This window comes from Methylophilus aquaticus (assembly GCF_030769565.1).
Taxonomy (GTDB): Bacteria; Pseudomonadota; Gammaproteobacteria; order Burkholderiales; family Methylophilaceae; genus Methylophilus; species Methylophilus aquaticus.
In genome coordinates, this window is record NZ_JAVCAP010000004.1 from 60,271 (window position 1) to 78,151 (window position 17,881).

Below are 17,881 nucleotides of genomic sequence, written 5' to 3' on the forward strand. Positions count from 1 at the left end.
CGCTGGTCAGGGTGTGATTAAATTGGGTTATTAACGCCTGCGAATGCGGTATATCCAGCCGGTTTTATCGTCACTCACATAAAGCCATCCATCAGGACCCACAATCACGTCCACTGGCCTGCCCCAGGCTTGGGTGCCTTGCAGCCAACCTGTCACAAAAGGAAAGGCTGCCACTGGTTGCTGGTTCCTGAATTGTACACGTAGCAGCGCATAACCACTGGGCTGTTTACGATTCCATGATCCATGCAGTGCAACTATGGCATCTGGTTGGTAATCCGCTGGAAATTTACTGTTGTGTAAAAAACTGATGCCTATGGGCGTGCTGTGGGCTGGAAACATCAGTGCAGGTGCTTGCGAGACAGCACAAGTATTCGAATCACTTGTGAAATTAGGGTCCTGAAACAGCTTGTCAGGTTGCGCAAGATTGCCCCAGCAATAAGGCCAGCCATAGTGTTTACCGGCCTCTATGCGATTTAAATGTTCAGGAGGAGTGTCGTCGTTGATCTGCCCGTTTTTCACGGCACTGCGGTTATCAGCCCCTTCATTGGTGGCAAACATCTCGCCAGTTTGCGGGTGCCATGCCAGCCCCTGGCTATTACGCAGTCCATGCGCCCAGATGGCGCTTTGCGTATGACGACCAACGGTCAGCAGAGCGCCTGCTGGACGGCCATCCTGCGTAAACCTGAGCAAAGTGGCCCGCATGGGGTTGTCTTCGACACACACATTGCAACTGGAACCTACATTCACAAATATATCGCCTGTTGGTGAAACTTTTACCGACTTTAAGCCGTGGCCGCCGGCAGGCAGGTTGCGTATGAATGGAACAGGTGCGGACCAGCCATCATTGTGTCGATGTAATCTGACAATGCCAGTTTGTTCGGCGACGAGTAAATCCTCTTGCAGCAGGTCAATCCCATTCGGTGCGTTTAATCCTTGCGCAATGACGATACTGTTTCCTGCCGTATCCAACTGTAACACACGCCCGGTATTGACAAGCGTGACGTACAGATTGCCCTGTTTATCGAAGATCATCATGCGCGGCATGCCGTGTTGGCTGACATCTGCAAACCGCTCTAATTTGAATCCATCCGGCACTTGCAGGCTGGATAAAGATGCATCTACCTCTGGTGATTGGGCGCGTACATAATGCAAGCTGACGGCAAAAATCACACTGGTGCATACCATTGCCACTAGTGTTGACAGTTTGATCATGTGCGATGTTGAGTCATCTTTTGTTATACGCATGCGAACTTGTGAGGAGTATCTATGTTTAGGGCGCCTCTATTCATTCAAATTGCTAAGCAAGCCTTGGCGCGATTAAAAAATTAGACGCTGCATATAGTGGATATGTAAGGAGAAAATTTTTATGCGCAACGCAGTATCGCAACGGAATTTGAATGAATAGAGGTGCCCTTTACTTCGAGGCTTGTAATCACCAATTAGTTCAGCGTATCTGTCCAGATATTTTGTGCCCAAGCTTGCGCAAAATCTCCTTCCTGCACCGAGGCTTGTAAAGATACGCCCCCGCCCTCTGCTGAAACCATGGTTTTTTTCTGCGCATCATAGCGATAGACATTTGCCACATGGATGGCTTGTTTGTCATCGACAAAGCTGTAGCAGGTGTTGGCAAATACGGGCAGCGGATTGGGCGATTGTCCTGCCAGCATGTCCACAATGGCTGCGGCACAGATTTTGGCCTGTGAAGTCGCCATGTGTGCAGACTTGGGCAGCCCGGCGGAAATGCTGTCACCAATGATATGAATGTCCGGATGTGCACTGGAAGCATACGTCACAAAATCGACCTCGCACCAGCGCTGATCGACATTGTTTAAGCCTGCCGATTGTGCAATTTTGCCAGCCAGTTGCGGCGGAATCACATTCAGCACATCTGCCTGCACCTGTTCAAAATCTGTTTTAACTGTCTTTTTGACAGGATCCAGCAAGATAATTTCACTGTTATTGTGGTACTCAATGAGGCCGTCATACTGATTTTTGAAGCTTTGCAGAAACAGCCCTTTTTTTGAGGTGATATCCGGATTGGCATCCAGAATAATCACTTTGCTGCGTGGTTTTGCCTGTTTGAAATAATGTGCCACCTGGCAAGCGCGTTCATAAGGGCCGGGCGGGCAGCGGTAAGGGCCTCTGGGAATGGTCATGACAAAATTGCCGCCATCAGGCATGCTTTCCAGTTGCTGGCGCAGTTGCAGTGTTTGCTTGCCTGCTTTCCATGCGTGCGGAATATCCGCGACTGGTATCGCCATACCAGGAATATGGCTGTAATCAAAGTCTACGCCTGGCGCCAGGATCAGTTTGTCATAAGCCAGCGTTCCCCGGCTTAATTGTAATTGCCTGTTCTGCACGTCAATGGCGATCGCGCTGTCTTTTACCCAGTTTATCCCATGACGCTTTCTAGCCGTTTGGTACGAAAAACTCAGGTCATCCAGTGTTTTGCTGCCACCCAGTACCAGGTTGCTTTGCGGGCAGGAAACGAATTGGGAATTGGGTTCTACGAGGGTGACAGCAATATTGCCACCACTCCAGTCACGCAGATACTTGGCTGCAGTCAATCCGGCAAAGCCTGCACCAATCACGACCACATGCCCCAGTGGCGGCCTGCTTGCGCGACCAAAGGCGGGGAGTCCGGCAAAGGCCAGTCCACCATAAATCACTGCGCGGACAAATTGTCTGCGGGATGCAGCGGAAAGATTATGTTGCGGGAATTCACGCATTATTGTGCTCCCTGAAAGGTTTGATGCGGCAACGGAGTTGGTGTGCGCCGTGGTTGTGCTGCAAAATAGGAGGCCAATGCCGAAATCTCGTCATTGGTCAATCCTTTGGCATGATGGTGCATCACGGTCGATGGTACAGATCCATCTTTAAAGCCTTGCATGCGCTGGATAAAATAATCCTGGTTCAACGCGGCCAGGGTGGGGGTGACGCCCATGCTGTTTCCTTGTGGGCCGTGGCAGGCAGCACAGGAGGCTGCCAGTGGTATGGCTGGATCGATTGCGTAACAGATATTCGAGCCAAGCAGCATGCATAAAAGGCTCCATGCAGTGGCTTTAAAGTGACTTTTCATCTCTTCCCCCGAAAGTTGTAAACCAACCTGAATGATGTTTGTATTTTAAAGCCGGTTTGATAAAAGTGTGTGACCATCGTTACATAGTGGACACAATACTGGCTTGAGCTTTGTAAGTGACCATCTTGTGATCCTCACATAAAAAAACGGCCATGCATTGCATGACCGTTCTGATTCAGTGCACTTCGATAGCTACGCTTAGAAGCATTTTTCTTCCTGGCAGCCATCATCTTTGGTGCCCAGTTGTGTCAACAGATCCACCATAGGCTGATTTTTCTCTTCTTTAAAGTAACGCATCAGAGAAACGTTACCTTTCAGCTTTTTATTGACATCAGCACCAATGGAGGCCAGATATTTCATGGTAGCCGTGTCGCCAATAAACGCCGCCATATGAAAAGCGGTGTTGTTGCTGGCAGGATGCACATAGTCTTTGTCAGCGCCTTTGGAAATCAGATATTTCACAACATCCAGACGCCCTTTGGAGGCTGCCATTTGCAGTGGCTCCCACGCGAAAAATTTCTGATTCACCAGTGACGGTTCTGCCTCTACAAACTTTTTAACGACTTTGACATTGCCACCTGTCAGTGCTTCGGTAAACTCCATGTAATCCTCATCACTCAGAGCAAAAGCCTGTAAAGCGAATGACAGGGAAAATAAGGCCAGTAAAACTTTAATCGATTTCATAATTTCTCCAAACACCTGATTTTAATTTTATCCGGACTTGTGTATCTTGCCCGGATCGTTTCGTTTTAAATCTTAAGCGACAAACTTGCGTGCGTTGCGGAACATACGCATCCATGGACCATCCTCTTGCCAGTCGTCTGGTCGCCATGAATGCTGAACCGCTCTGAACACCCGTTCAGGGTGCGGCATCATGATGCTGAACCGGCCATCCTGCGTGGTGAATCCGGTGAGCCCTTGTGGTGAACCATTCGGGTTAAACGGGTACACTTCAGTAGGTGTTGAGGCATGATCAATATACCGCACTGTAGCCAATTGCTGTTTTAGCACACTTGTGACAGCATTAGCATCAGTAAATTCCGTAAAACCTTCACCATGGGCCACTGCAATCGGCATACGGCTACCTGCCATGCCTTCAAAAAAGATCGAAGGAGACGGCAAAATTTCAACCAGTGCGACACGCGCTTCGAACTGCTCGGACTTGTTGCGTACAAAGTGCGGCCAGTGTTCGGCGCCTGGAATGATGCTGTGCAGGTTGCTCATCATCTGGCAACCATTACACACGCCAAGTGCAAAGGTGTCTGCGCGGTTGAAGAATGTGCTGAATGCATCACGTGCGCGGCTGTTGAATAAAATGGATTTTGCCCAGCCTTCGCCAGCGCCTAGCACGTCGCCATACGAGAAGCCACCACAAGCCACCAGGCCTGCAAAGTCCTGCAGCGAAACGCGACCACTGATGATGTCGCTCATATGGACATCGACACTGTTAAAGCCTGCGCGGTCAAACGCTGCCGCCATTTCGGTTTGCCCGTTGACACCCTGCTCGCGTAACACTGCCATGTTGGGACGTTTACCCGAGTTGATGTAAGGTGCTGCAATATTGTCGTTGAGGTCAAATGTCAGCTTGGCGTGCAAGCCGGTATCATCGGCATTCAGGAGTCGGTCATATTCCTGTTGCGCGCACAGCGGGTTGTCGCGCAGGCTTTGCATGCGGTAAGTGGTTTCTGACCATAGGCGATGCAACGCGATGCGTGAAGCCTGATAGCGGGTGTTGCCATGGCTGATGTGAATGTCCTGACCATCATTGACCTTGGCAATGCGGTGGACGCATGGCCCCAGTGTGGTGGACAGTGCGTCTGCAATGTTCGCTGCATCACTGGCGCGTACCTGAATGACGGCACCGAGCTCTTCATTGAACAGCACGGAAAGCGTGTCGCCGGACAGGGAAGTCAGCGCGACATCCAGCCCGCAGTGGCCAGAAAACGCCATTTCTGCAAGCGTGGCAAACAAGCCGCCGTCCGAACGGTCATGGTAGGCCAGCAGTTTGCCCTCGCTGTTAAACTGTTGTATCGCCGCGAAGAAGGCCTTGAGTTGCGCTGGCTGGTCTACATCAGGCACCTGATTGCCCAGCTGGCTGTAGACTTGAGCGAGCGATGAGCCGCCCATGCGGTTTTGGCCGTTGCCCAGATCAATCAGGATCAGTTCGGTGTCGCCCAGGTCCGTGCGTAATTGCGGCGTGAGCGTTTTACGGACATCCGGCGTATTGGCAAACGCTGAAATCACTAGCGAAATGGGCGCTGTCACTGCCTTGTTTTCGCCATTTTCCTGCCAGACGGTTTTCATGCTCATCGAGTCTTTGCCGACCGGGATGCTGATGCCCAGTGCCGGGCACAGTTCCATGCCAACGGTTTTCACTGTTTCGTACAAGGCGGCATCTTCGCCGGGGTGGCCCGCTGGGGCCATCCAGTTGGCGGAGAGTTTTAAATTACCGATGTCGCTGATGCGGGCTGCGGCAATATTGGTGATCGCTTCGCCAATCGCCATGCGGCCAGAAGCGGGCGCATCAATCAGCGCCAGCGGTGCTTTTTCGCCAATGGCAAACGCTTCGCCGATATTGGTTTCAAAACCGGCACAGGTCACGGCCACATCACTCACTGGCACTTGCCATGGCCCGACCATCTGGTCACGCGCAATCAATCCGGTCACACTGCGGTCACCAATCGTGATTAAAAAGGTCTTGTCAGCGACGCCTGGCAGGCGCAGTACGCGGGCGACTGCATCCTGCAGATCAATCTTGCTGGAATCGAACGCCTGCAAGTGTTTGCTGGTAGATTTCACATCACGCAGCATTTTTGGCGGTTTGCCCAGCAGGACGGATAACTCCATATCCACCGGATGATTCTCAAAATGGCGATCGGCCACGGTCAGGTGGCGCGCTTCGGTCGCAATACCGACGACTGCAAACGGACAGCGCTCACGCGCACAGATGGCTTCAAACAAGGGTAATTGGTCTTGTGTCACCGCGAGCACGTAACGCTCTTGCGCTTCGTTGCTCCACAGTTCACGCGGGCTCATGCCCGGTTCTTCGTTATGCACATCACGCAACTGGAACACGGCGCCGACTTTGGCATCATTCACCAGTTCAGGGAAGGCGTTGGAAATCCCGCCCGCGCCGACGTCATGGATGCTTACGATTGGGTTTTTGTCGCCCAGTTGCCAGCAGCGGTCGATGACCTCCTGTGCCCGGCGTTGCAGTTCGGGGTTGCCGCGTTGTACCGAGTCAAAGTCCAGATTTTCGGTATTGGCACCAGTGTCCATACTGGAGGCGGCACCACCACCCAGGCCAATCAGCATGGCCGGGCCGCCCAGTTGAATCAGGGCAGCACCTGGCGGGATGCTGTGTTTAAAGCTGTGGCTGTCAGAAATATTGCCCACACCCCCTGCCAGCATGATCGGCTTGTGGTAGCCACGCACTTCGGTGTTGCCGTCGGCTGCGGGTGCTTCCAGTTCAAAAGTGCGGAAGTAGCCGGCAATATTGGGGCGGCCAAACTCGTTGTTATAGGCAGCGCCACCCAGTGGACCGTCAATCATGATTTGCAGCGGACTGGCGATACGGCCAGGTTTACCGTAGGAGGTTTCCCAGGGTTGTGTAAAGTCAGGCAGGTTGAGGTTGGAGACCGAAAAACCGGTCAAGCCTGCTTTTGGCTTGGAGCCGATGCCGGTCGCTCCTTCGTCACGGATTTCACCACCGGCACCGGTCGCCGCCCCGGCAAACGGTGAAATCGCCGTCGGGTGGTTATGTGTTTCTACCTTCATCAGGTAATGCATGTCGTCTTCGACAAACTGGTAGCTGTGATCAGGCGCCGGGTAAAAGCGTTTGGTTTTCTGGCCCTGCACAATCGAACTGTTGTCAGAGTACGCCACTACGGTGGTGCCTGGATTAAGCTTGTGCGTGTTGCGGATCATATTGAACAGCGACAACTCTTGCTGAACGCCGTCAATCACCCAGTCTGCATTAAAAATCTTGTGGCGGCAGTGTTCAGAATTGGCCTGGGCAAACATCATCAACTCAACGTCGGTCGGGTTGCGGCCCATTTTGACGTAATTCTCCAGCAGATAATCGACTTCGTCCGGGGAGAGCGCCAGCCCCATGTCACTGTTGGCGGCTTCCAGTGCTGCTTTGCCACCCGCCAGAATGTCCACGCTGGACAAGGGCTTGGGATCCGCATGATGGTAAAGTTTTTCGGCGTCAGCCAGAACGGGGACGATGGTTTCTGTCATGCGGTCGTGAATGGCTGTGCGCAATGCCTTTTTTTCTGCCGTGCTTAACGGTTGACCGCTGTGGGTCGTCACATAATAAGCAATCCCGCGTTCAAGTCGCAACAGATTTTCTAGCCCGCAATTGTGTGCAATATCCGTCGCGCGAGAAGCCCAGGGTGAAATCGTCCCAATGCGCGGAATCACCAAAAACAACTCACCTTGTGGTGATTCATGACCGGTTTTGGGACCGTATGTCAGAATTTGCTGTAGCGTATTTTTTGTCCTGCTATCCAGTGCCTGCTCGCTAAAAGCAAAGTGCACAAATTCAGTCGCAATGTGCGCGATATCGGGCGCCGTTTGTTTGAGGGTGCTGTAGAGTTTGTCTAAACGGAATTGCGATAATGCGGCACTGCCACGCAGACTGAGGAAATGGGCTTGACTAGACATGAGGCGATTGGATTTTTAATGAAAATTCAAACCATTATTTTAGCAGAAACCGAGGTGAAACGCCTTAGCTGTTCTACAGAAGCTGTGCTATGAAGGCTAAAGTAAAACAGCAGCCCTTGAGCTGCTGTCCAGTTTTAGAATTAATCAGTCTTTGCCAATTTCGTATACTTCTTCTTCGGTCTCGCCTATTTTACCTGTCACAGCATCCACTTCGACTTCGATTTCCTTGCCATTGGCTTGTTTGATGTCGAATTCGTAAACAGGATTACCGTTTTCAAGCTCGTATTCTATGCTTTCAATGTCGCCAGGAAACTTGTCCAGTGCAGTTTTCTTGGCTTGCTCCATGGTGACTTTGGCCTTGGATTTAAATTCCTCGCTATTGGGGTCTACATCGAGTTCTTCTTCGTATACTTTTCCGGTCTTGGCCTCACACTCGACCTCCCATTCTTTACCATCGGTCCCCACGATATCAAACTCATAAATGGCTCCGCGCCCTTTTTCGATTTCGGCTTCCAGTGACACGACCTTGCCGGGATGTTTGGCCAGCGCCGCGTTCATGCATTTTTCCATCTGACCATTGTGGCCATGGTTATTGGCAAGAGCAGCAGTACTTAACAGCGTGGTGATTGCAATGAACAGTAGTTTTGCTTGCATGACATAATCTCCTGACGGGTTGTGAATATCTCACTTATTATAATGGCATAAATTCCCGATAAATGCTTTTGAGCAGCATCAAGTGTGTCATGTAGGCTCGGCTTGGCATGCAGTAATATCCCTCTCGATCAGTCGCCTGGCTCTGCACCTGTGATGCTTTTTCAGGCGGCTTGCAAATCGAGCGCTGGCTATGTGCTCCAGGTTTGTATGCGTTAGTACTTGTTAAATGTGCTGCATTGCAGAAGATGGTATTGGGTGTTTTTAATATCCCAGTGCACGTGCAGTCTGATAGAAAATAAAACTGATCACCCAGGCCAATCCTAGCGACCATATCAGTGAGAGCCACATAAAACCTGCGCTCTTGCCTTCGGATTTGAGTGTGGCGATGGTGGACAGGCAGGGTGTGTAAATCAGTGTGAACAGCATAAAGCTCATGCCTTGCACCCAATCGATGTGCATGGCGATTTGCTGGGTTAATGCATCACCCTGCAATCCGTAAATCACCGCCAATGAACCGACGACGATTTCTTTGGCAACAAAGCCAAAAATCAGTGCAATCGCCAATTGTGTATCGATGCCTATTGGATCAAGCACGGGGGCAAAGAAGCGTCCGATACTGCCTGCCCATGTTTCCGGGCTCGCGGGTACGGCATCCATGGGCAGGTGGGTCAGCAGCCAGACCATGACGACCCCTATCACGATAAACTTGGTGGCGCGTTGCAGGAAATGTTTCACCTCTTGCCAGCCACGCAGCCAGATTTGTCTGGGGGTCGGAAAGCGATAAGGCGGCAGTTCAAGTACGAAAGGTTCGTGGCTTTTGAATTTTCCCTTGAACAGGATAGCGGTGAGAAAAATGGTGCCAAAGCTGACCATGTAGAGCGAGAACATGACGAGTGCGGCCTGCGAGGGGGCAAACAGAATGGCAATCATAAATAAAAACACTTGTAGTCGTGCCGAGCACAGTGAAAGCGGGATGACCAGCATCGTCAATAAACGCATGGGGCGGCTGCGCATAACGCGTGTGCCCATCAGTGCTGGCACATTGCAACCAAAGCCCATCAGCACCATGACAAAGCCGCGTCCATCCAGCCCCATTTTTGCCATGATGGTGTCCATCAGGAAGGCTGCACGAGACAGATAGCCACTGTCTTCGACCATGCTCATGACCAGAAAGAACAGCACAATAATAGGCACAAAAGCCGCTACGGTACTAAAGCCGGTATACAAGCCGTCTAACAGCAAGCCGTTTAGCCAGGCAGGTAAACTGGCAAGCACAGGTTCAAGTATTGCACTTCGCAAGGTGTCAAAGAACCACGCCATGCCTTCTTGCAGCGGGGCGCCTATGGTAAAAATAAACTGAAATAGCAAAAAAATGGACGCAAAGAATAGCGGTAGCCCTAGCCATGGATGAAGCAACACTCGGTCAATCCGGTCTGTGGTCGCATCATTTAATTGCAAGGGCATCTGTACCGTGCTTTCAACAATCTGGTGCATTTCCTGTTCAATCTGGTTATCTGCTTCCAGTTTGCTGGCAATTAACTGTGGTTGTGATGGCGATGGGTGCTCGGCAATCGTCTTTGCGGCGAGCTGAAGTGCCTGCTGGCAGCCGCTACCATATTTTGCGCTGATGGCGAGGACTGGCATGTTCAGTTGACGTCCCATGGCTTGTGTATCAATAGTGATGCCAGCGCGTTTTGCCTCATCTTCCATATTGAGTAGCAAGATAGCGGGTAAACCCAGGCTGCGAATTTGCAGGGCCAATGAAAGTTGCCGATCAATCTGTGCACCGTTCAGAATGATCATGGCTAAATCCACTTTGTGGTGGCTCAGGAAGTGCCTGACGACGTGCTCGTCATCAGAAAATCCATGTAAATCATATAGGCCAGGCAAGTCGACCAGTTCTGCAATATGCCCTCCCAACAGTATCTTGGCGCTCATCAGGTCTACCGTGATGCCCGGCCAGTTGCCAACGCGTGCAGAGGCGCCGCTCAAGCGATTAAACAGGGTAGATTTGCCCGTGTTGGGCATGCCAAGGAGGGCAACACGTTTCATACAATTGGAGATTCGGGATGTTGTGGTGAGGGACGTAAGTGAATTGCACGTGCGTCATGGGTGCGGATGATGACATCTGTTGAACCAATGCGGACATGCAGTGGACCGTTAAACGCTGCTTGCCGGATCACTTGTAAATATTTTCCCGGTCGGAAACCTAATGCATTCAGTCGTTGATAAAGTGCCTGGTCAGCTTCGATGCTGTCAATCACAGCAGATTCACCGGGGTTGAGACTGTTCAGTTGCATGAATGCATAGAATGATATGAATGAGAATAGTTCTTATTTTAGCTTAGAAAGTTGGCCTTGCGTAAAAAATACTTAGCATTGGTGCATTAAGCGTTAAAGCCAGCTTGCGCTGGCTTTAACGGGACTTGCATTTAAATGATTATTTTTTCTCTATGCCAGTCACTTCAATTTTAGCTTTGTCTTTCAGGCTCAACATGTATTTTTCCAGTTTACGTTGCTGAAGTGTGCGCTCAATGCCATCTTTCACTTTGTCGTAAGCAGGTGCTTGCAGTGGGCGGGTGTCTACCAATTTAATGATATGCCAACCGAACTGTGATTGCACTGGTTCAGGTGTAGTGTCGCCTTTTTTCAGGGTGGTGAGCGCATCGGCAAAAGGTTTGACCATGCCAGCAGGGGAGAACCAGCCTAAATCACCGCCCTTGTCTTTAGAGCCTGGATCCAGCGACTTGTCCTTCGCCAGTTTGGCAAAGTCTGCACCTTTTTTCAGTTCGGCAATAATAGCTTTGGCTTCGGTATCGGTTTTAACCAGAATATGGCGTGCACTGTATTCTTTGTCGCCCAGTTCTTTTTTGTACTGCTCGTAGCCTTCTTTTTTCTCGGCCTCGGTCACCGGATTTTTCTTAATGAAGTCGGCCAAGAAGGCATTCACCAGTAATTTGCGGCGTGCCAATTCTTCGCTTGCAACAAAATCTGGTAACTTGTCAATCCCTGCTTTTTGCGCTTCCTGATAAGCAAGCTCGGAGCCGACCAGTTCGTTAATGACGGCAGCCTTCATGTTGTCGTTGGCTTTTTGACCACTGCGTGCTTCAGCATCGCGCAGAATAAACTCTACCCACGATTTTTTGATAGGCTTGCCATTTACCGTGGCAAGCGCATCTGCGTCAGCTGCGTAAACATGTGGTAATGCGCTTAAGCAAGCTATTGCCAACAAACACTTAATAAATTTCATGCAATATCCTTTAAAACGATTTGGAAAGTGGTGCGTTATTAAAAAATAGGATTGTTTCAAACTGATGACTCATCAGCAGAAAGCGCGTTAATACTGAGCGCATGTATACGATGAGGCATTAAATCTTGCAGATATTGATACACCATTCGATGGCGCATTATCTGTGATTTTCCAGAAAATAGCGAGCTTTTGACTGTCAGTTCAAAGTGCCCGCCACCGTTGTTACCAGCATGACCGCGATGCAAAGCACTGTCATCCTGAATGTCCAGTTGCAGTGGTTGCAGTGGCTGCAAGCGTGCAATGATTTCGTCTCGCAATTCCATTCAGGGCAATGTTTTTCTAAAAGGGTTGACTGTCACTTGTGCATACACTCCGGCATGCACAAACGGGTCGTCATTGGCCCAGGTAGTGGCGGCTTCCAATGATTCAAACTCTGCGACAATCAGGCTGCCACTAAATCCTGCGTCGCCAGGGTCTGGACTATCTATCGCTGGCAGGGGGCCAGCCAACAGTAATTTTCCCGCGCTTTGCAATGTTTGTAATCTTTGCAGATGTTGTGGCCGGTGTTGCTGGCGAAGCGCAAGGCTGTCTGGCGTATCTTGGGCGTAAATCATATAAAACATTTTTTAAGCTCCAGTGTCAGGCGGGTGGTGAGTTTTGCTCAATCCAGTAAGCTTTTAGCGCAAACACCTGTGCAATGATAAAAACGAACATCAGGCTGGTGACACCAAACAATTTAAAGTTAACCCAATCTGCCTCTTCGAAATGAAAAGCAACATACAGGTTCAGCACGCCCAGTGCCAGTAAAAACGCAACCCAGTAAAGATTCAGCTTGTCCCAAAGGTGGGCAGGCGGTGCCATCATTTTACCCAACATGTTCTGAATCAGGTTGCGTTGCATGCCATAGCGGCTAATCAGCAAGCCCAATGCGGCAATCCAGTAGATCGCCGTAGGTTTCCACATGATATAGGTTTTGTCATGCAGTAGCAGGGTGATGCCGCCAAGCACGGTAATGACAATCCCGTTAATCATCAGCATTTTTTCGATCTTGCCATGCTTGAACCAGCTGTACAGCATCAGTGCCAGCGTGCTGAGGATGGCGACCGAGGTGGCCACGAAAATGCCAGCTTTTTTATAAGCGATAAAAAAAAGAATGACGGGTAGTAAATCGGTAATAACTTGCATGCGTTTGTTCAGTGGTCTGAATCACTGCTAGGAGCGAAAGCACTATTTTGCTATGATTTAGCTATGATTGCAAAGTTCTGCAGCATTTTCTTGAGAGCAAACCTAGTCTGTTATGCCAGCACTGATTGATTTACATTGCCATTCCACGATTTCTGACGGGTTGCTTACCCCGGAAGAGTTGATTGCCTATGCGGCTAGCAAGGGCGTAAAAGTGATGGCACTGACTGACCATGATGAATTGGGCGGGCTTGCGCGGGCGCGCGCTGCTGCGAATAATGCAGGTATTCACTTTATCAATGGTGTGGAAGTTTCTGTGACATGGAAGCGGCAGACGTTACATATTGTAGGTTTAAACATTGATCCCGAGCATGCGGAACTGCAACAAGCGCTTGAAGCTGTTCGTACTGGGCGAGAGATGCGTGCCAAAGAGATCGCACTTGGTCTTGCAAAAGCGGGTATTCATGGCGCTTATGAAGGTGCCAAAGCTCTGGCTGGTGATGCGATTATGACCAGAAGTCATTTTGCACAGCATCTTGTGCAGGCCGGGCATGCCAGAAACATGAAGTCGGTGTTTAAACGATATATGGTCAAGGGCAAGCCTGGCTATGTGGATTATCAGTGGATGTCCTTACAGCAAGCGGTGCGCTTGATTACAGAAAGTAAAGGTGTCGCAGTGCTCGCGCATCCTGGCCGCTATGATTTGGGCTTTATTAATATGCATTTGCTGTTGCATGAGTTTAAAAGTTATGGCGGCACGGCGATTGAAGTCGTAACTGGCAGTCATCAGCCTCCGCAGTATCAGCAGTTTGCCAAATTGGCGCATCGGTTTGATCTTAAAGCCTCGCAAGGCTCTGACTATCATGGTCCGGGCATGTCTTATATGGAAATGGGGCGTTTGCCTGACTTGCCTGATGGCTGTGTGCCAGTCTGGCAAGATTGGCCCGAGGCGTCAGTATTAGGTTGATGCCTGATGGCGCAGTATTTTGTCATTCATGCGGAGAACCCGCAGTCAAGGCTGATTCAGCAGGCTGTGCAGCTATTGCAGCAGGGCGGCGTCATTGCTTGTCCGACAGACTCGAGTTATGCACTGGCCTGTCTGATGGATCATAAAGATGCGCAAACCCGTATCCGTCGTATTCGGCAGGTCGATGATGAACATCCTTTTACGCTGGTGTGTCGTGATCTGGCAGAAATTGGCACCTATGCCAAAGTCAACAATGCACAATTCCGCTTGTTGAAGGCCTATACGCCTGGACCTTATACATTTTTGCTTGAAGCCAGCCGAGAAGTCCCGCGGCGCTTGCATCATCCCAAACGCAGTACCATCGGTTTGCGCGTTCCCAGACATATCGTCACACAGGCTTTGCTGGAGGCTCTGGGTGCGCCACTGCTCACTATGACCTTGCAATTGCCTGGTGATGATGTACCACTCTCGGTCGGCTGGGAAATTCGTGAAACGCTGGAGCATCACCTGGATGCTGTCATAGACAGTGACATCGTTCACGTTGGTGCGACGACTGTGATTGATTTGACACAGGAGCCACCCGAGCTTGTGCGCTCCGGGGTGTCGCCATGGCCATGACGTTTTGCGATGCATGATTGGGTGCCGCAGTATTTAAAGCTGTAAGTTTTTTGGAAAGTATGAAATGGAACTAACCGCGATACAAAAAGTGGCCGCTTATGCGCTGCCAATTCTGTTTGCTATTACTGTGCATGAAGCTGCACATGGCTATGCAGCCAAATATTTTGGTGACCTCACTGCAGAGCGTCTGGGGCGCATCACACTGAACCCGCTCAAGCATATTGACCCGATAGGCACCATTTTGCTACCGGCGCTCAGTGTGCTACTTGGGGGAATTTTGTTCGGCTGGGCCAAACCCGTACCAGTTAATTTCTCCAATCTGCGACATCCAAAGCAGGATATGCTGTGGGTGGCACTGGCGGGGCCCGCCTCCAATTTTTTCATGGCCTTATGCTGGGGCGTATTGCTCACTAGAGTGGCGGTTTTCCCAATATCTGCGCAGGAATTTCTTTCTCAAATGAGTGTGGCAGGTATACAGATCAACCTGGTGTTGCTGGTATTGAATCTGTTTCCACTGCCACCGCTCGATGGTGGCCGCATTGCGGTGAGTCTGCTTCCCATGCAGGCGGCCATAAAATTTGCGCGCATAGAGCGCTATGGCATGATTATCCTGATTGCCTTGTTATTTACCGGAATACTGGGTGTGATCCTGTCTCCTGTGTTAAGATTTTTTCAACAATTACTGTATGCGCTGGTGATGTAATTGCCAGCGTATTGACCTTTTTAAAAAATTATTCGGGATTAGGAATACCTTATTATGGCGGTCGAACGCGTTTTATCGGGGATGCGCCCCACCGGGCAATTACATTTGGGCCATTATCATGGCGTGCTCAAAAACTGGTTGAAATTGCAACACGAGTGCGAGTGCCTTTTTTTTGTAGCAGACTGGCATGCACTGACCACGCATTACGATACGCCGGAGATTATTGAAGCCAGCGTCTGGGATATGGTAATTGACTGGCTGGCGGCGGGTATTGACCCATCCAACGCAACTATTTTTATCCAGTCACGGGTGCCTGAACACGCGGAGCTGCATACCCTACTCAGTATGATGACGCCATTGAGCTGGCTGGAGCGTGTGCCTACTTATAAAGATCAGCAGGAAAAACTCAGCAGCAAAGACCTTTCCACTTATGGTTTTCTCGGGTATCCGCTGTTGCAAAGTGCCGATATCCTGATTTATAAGGCGACGCAGGTGCCGGTGGGTGAAGATCAGGTGCCGCACATTGAGCTGACCCGAGAAATTGCGCGGCGCTTCAACCATATTTACGGGCGCGAAAAAGGCTTTGAAGAAAAGGCCGAAGCGGCAATCAAAAAGCTGGGTTCCAAGCGTGCGGCCTTATACGATGAAATGCGTGCCGCGTATCAGGAAAACGGTGATGATGAGGCCTTGGACTCGGCACGTGCCATGATCGAAGAGCAGCAAAACCTGAGTCTGGGTGATAAAGAACGTTTGTTGGGTTACCTTGAAGGCGGCGGCAAAATTATCTTGGTCGAGCCTGATTACAAACTCACGCCGGCTTCCAAAATGTATGGGCTGGATGGACAGAAAATGTCCAAGTCCTATAACAACACGATTTCATTGCGGGAACCTATTGACGAAGTCACCCGCAAAATTAAAACCATGCCTACTGATCCGGCCCGTATCCGCCGCACGGATCCTGGCGATCCGGCCAAATGCCCTGTTTGGCAGTTGCATGAAGTGTATTCAGATGAAATCACCAAGTCTTGGGTGCAGGAAGGCTGCCGTACGGCGGGGATTGGATGTATTCAATGCAAGCAGCCGGTAATCGATGGAGTGGTCGCCGAACTGACCCCCATACAGGCGCGCGCGGCAGAATATGCAGAAGATCCTACATTGGTTAAAAACATCGTCGCTGAAGGGTGTGAAAAAGCCCGTAAACTGGCGCGCGAAACCATGCGTGAAGTACGGGATGTCATGGGGTTGAATTACGGGTAAATCGCGCGGGTCGGCCCTCGCGCTTGTGCCATAAACTGGCCTGGCGCGCCCATTTTTGGTGCGTTTGGCCAGCGATATTGTCCGGTTTTTCTGCTGGAATAGGGTGACACTTTTTTTTAAATTGAGGTATCCTTAAAGCTGTCTCGTTATACAGGATGCTGTTTCAGCATAGTCTATGGCTTCTGAGCCGGATAAATTAGTACATAAACCCTCCCTTTTAGAACGACTCAGTCACTTTTTGTTACGTGAGCCTGAGGATCGTGAGCAACTGGTTACTTTGTTGCACAGTGCTTATGAAAACCGCCTGATGGACAGTGATTCGCTGTCCATGATCGAAGGCGTGTTGCAAGTCAGCGAGATGCAAGTGCGTGATGTCATGATTCCACGCTCGCAAATGGATGTGATTGACATTGCCCGTCCACCAGAAAGCTTTCTGCCGTTTGTCATCGAAACGGCTCACTCCCGTTTTCCAGTCATTGAAGATAACAAAAATGATGTGATTGGCATATTGCTTGCTAAGGATTTACTAAGGTACTACGCCGGCGAGGAATTCGAGTTGCGCGATATGCTGCGCCCAGCGGTATTTATTCCTGAATCCAAGCGTCTGAATGTGCTGCTCAAAGAGTTTAGGAGTAATCGTAATCATATTGCCATTGTGGTCGATGAATACGGCGGTGTGGCTGGCATGGTGACCATCGAAGACGTACTGGAGCAAATTGTCGGCGATATCGAAGATGAATATGACTACGATGAGGATGAGGATAATATTATCCAGCAGTCTGCCGGAAAATATCGAGTCAAGGCGCTTACCGAAATTGCTGAATTGAATGAGGCGATAGGCACTGCATTCAGTGACGAAGAGTTTTCAACAGTGGGCGGGTTAGTTGTGAACCGGTTTGGGCATATGCCAAAACGGGGTGAGCATATTCATATTGATCGCTTGAGTTTTACCGTAGTGCGCGCTGACAGTCGTCGCGTGCATGCGTTGTTGATCGAACAGTTGCCTGAAGAGGTTTACCCTGTGGAATCTGTGTAATGATTATTTAGTTCATGCGTGAACTAAATGCTGTGTGAGTCGCCTAACAACCTGCAAAGGAGCACGTGATGAAAACAAATTTTTGTTTGAAAGCAGTCTTGGCAGCAAGCTTCGCAACAGTCAGTTTGTCTGTTTGGTCAGGCGAGTCCCCGGCACCACTACCGGCGGATGAGCAGGGGTTTGTGGATGCGGTTGGTAAATTAAATCGCTCTCAAATAATCGCATTGCTCGGCGAGCCAGCCAGAGCCGAAGATGTGAAGCTCAAGGATTCTGGCCGGATTGTGGCTTCGATCTGGCACTATCACAATATTAACAAAGATGCGCAAGGTGCGTTTTATCCGACCACTGAGCTGGATATTATTGACGATCAGGTCAGTGTCGTCGTCTTTTTAAATAATGACGGTAGCGATGCAAGTAGTGGGCAAAGTTATGAAGTTGCACCCAATCCGGCAGACATTTAGCATGTAT

The 17,881-nt window shown here is 50.2% G+C and carries 18 protein-coding genes; 6 read left to right on the forward strand and 12 right to left on the reverse strand.

What is annotated here, in order from left to right:
• Window positions 1-30: 30 nt before the first annotated feature.
• The 12 genes from Q9291_RS03185 to Q9291_RS03240 all read right to left on the reverse strand — a co-directional run bounded on the left by Q9291_RS03185 (window position 31) and on the right by Q9291_RS03240 (window position 12,835).
• Window positions 31-1,212 (reverse strand): PQQ-dependent sugar dehydrogenase, encoded by a 1,182-nt coding sequence (locus tag Q9291_RS03185; protein WP_306388548.1) that lies wholly within the window; start codon window positions 1,210-1,212, stop codon window positions 31-33.
• 227 nt (window positions 1,213-1,439) lie between these two features.
• Entirely contained in the window at window positions 1,440-2,729 is a 1,290-nt protein-coding gene (locus Q9291_RS03190; protein ID WP_306388549.1) for an NAD(P)/FAD-dependent oxidoreductase, read from the reverse strand.
• Window positions 2,729-3,079 (reverse strand): c-type cytochrome, encoded by a 351-nt coding sequence (locus Q9291_RS03195; protein WP_306388550.1) that lies wholly within the window; start codon window positions 3,077-3,079, stop codon window positions 2,729-2,731. The genes Q9291_RS03190 and Q9291_RS03195 overlap by 1 nt, the downstream gene beginning before the upstream one ends.
• A gap of 198 nt (window positions 3,080-3,277) precedes the next feature.
• Window positions 3,278-3,763: an ankyrin repeat domain-containing protein gene (locus Q9291_RS03200; protein ID WP_306388551.1), complete on the reverse strand. Its 486-nt coding sequence runs from the start codon at window positions 3,761-3,763 to the stop codon at window positions 3,278-3,280.
• A gap of 72 nt (window positions 3,764-3,835) precedes the next feature.
• Complete coding sequence (gene purL / locus Q9291_RS03205; RefSeq protein WP_306388552.1) at window positions 3,836-7,747, reverse strand: phosphoribosylformylglycinamidine synthase; 3,912 nt, start codon at window positions 7,745-7,747, stop codon at window positions 3,836-3,838.
• A gap of 144 nt (window positions 7,748-7,891) precedes the next feature.
• Window positions 7,892-8,401 (reverse strand): PepSY domain-containing protein, encoded by a 510-nt coding sequence (locus tag Q9291_RS03210; protein ID WP_306388553.1) that lies wholly within the window; start codon window positions 8,399-8,401, stop codon window positions 7,892-7,894.
• A 261-nt stretch (window positions 8,402-8,662) separates the two neighbouring features.
• Entirely contained in the window at window positions 8,663-10,453 is a 1,791-nt protein-coding gene (feoB, locus tag Q9291_RS03215; RefSeq protein WP_306388554.1) for a ferrous iron transport protein B, read from the reverse strand.
• Window positions 10,450-10,701 (reverse strand): FeoA family protein, encoded by a 252-nt coding sequence (locus Q9291_RS03220; protein WP_306388555.1) that lies wholly within the window; start codon window positions 10,699-10,701, stop codon window positions 10,450-10,452. Before Q9291_RS03220 ends, feoB begins: the two co-directional genes overlap by 4 nt.
• A 139-nt stretch (window positions 10,702-10,840) precedes the next feature.
• The gene (locus Q9291_RS03225) at window positions 10,841-11,650 is read right to left on the reverse strand and encodes a peptidylprolyl isomerase (RefSeq protein WP_306388556.1); all 810 of its coding nucleotides are present in this window, start codon (window positions 11,648-11,650) and stop codon (window positions 10,841-10,843) included.
• Window positions 11,651-11,706: 56 nt separating this feature from the next.
• Complete coding sequence (locus tag Q9291_RS03230; protein ID WP_306388557.1) at window positions 11,707-11,973, reverse strand: BolA family protein; 267 nt, start codon at window positions 11,971-11,973, stop codon at window positions 11,707-11,709.
• A complete protein-coding gene (locus tag Q9291_RS03235; RefSeq protein ID WP_306388558.1) occupies window positions 11,974-12,273 on the reverse strand; it encodes a YciI family protein in 300 nt (99 codons plus the stop codon).
• A 16-nt stretch (window positions 12,274-12,289) separates the two neighbouring features.
• Window positions 12,290-12,835: a septation protein A gene (locus tag Q9291_RS03240; protein WP_306388559.1), complete on the reverse strand. Its 546-nt coding sequence runs from the start codon at window positions 12,833-12,835 to the stop codon at window positions 12,290-12,292.
• Window positions 12,836-12,947: 112 nt separating this feature from the next.
• On the opposite strand from Q9291_RS03240, the gene Q9291_RS03245 reads away from it, so the two are divergent.
• From Q9291_RS03245 to Q9291_RS03270, 6 genes are all read left to right on the forward strand, one after another.
• Window positions 12,948-13,799, forward strand: a complete 852-nt coding sequence (locus Q9291_RS03245; RefSeq protein WP_306388560.1) for a 3',5'-nucleoside bisphosphate phosphatase — start codon at window positions 12,948-12,950, stop codon at window positions 13,797-13,799.
• A gap of 6 nt (window positions 13,800-13,805) precedes the next feature.
• Entirely contained in the window at window positions 13,806-14,417 is a 612-nt protein-coding gene (locus Q9291_RS03250; RefSeq protein WP_306388561.1) for an L-threonylcarbamoyladenylate synthase, read from the forward strand.
• Between the two features lie 64 nt (window positions 14,418-14,481).
• Window positions 14,482-15,120, forward strand: a complete 639-nt coding sequence (locus tag Q9291_RS03255; RefSeq protein WP_306388562.1) for a site-2 protease family protein — start codon at window positions 14,482-14,484, stop codon at window positions 15,118-15,120.
• Between the two features lie 54 nt (window positions 15,121-15,174).
• Window positions 15,175-16,377, forward strand: a complete 1,203-nt coding sequence (locus tag Q9291_RS03260) for a tryptophan--tRNA ligase (protein WP_306388563.1) — start codon at window positions 15,175-15,177, stop codon at window positions 16,375-16,377.
• 175 nt (window positions 16,378-16,552) lie between these two features.
• Window positions 16,553-17,413 (forward strand): CorC family transporter, encoded by an 861-nt coding sequence (locus Q9291_RS03265; protein WP_306388564.1) that lies wholly within the window; start codon window positions 16,553-16,555, stop codon window positions 17,411-17,413.
• Window positions 17,414-17,481: 68 nt separating this feature from the next.
• A complete protein-coding gene (locus tag Q9291_RS03270) occupies window positions 17,482-17,874 on the forward strand; it encodes a hypothetical protein (protein WP_306388565.1) in 393 nt (130 codons plus the stop codon).
• The last annotated feature ends 7 nt before the right edge of the window (window positions 17,875-17,881 follow it).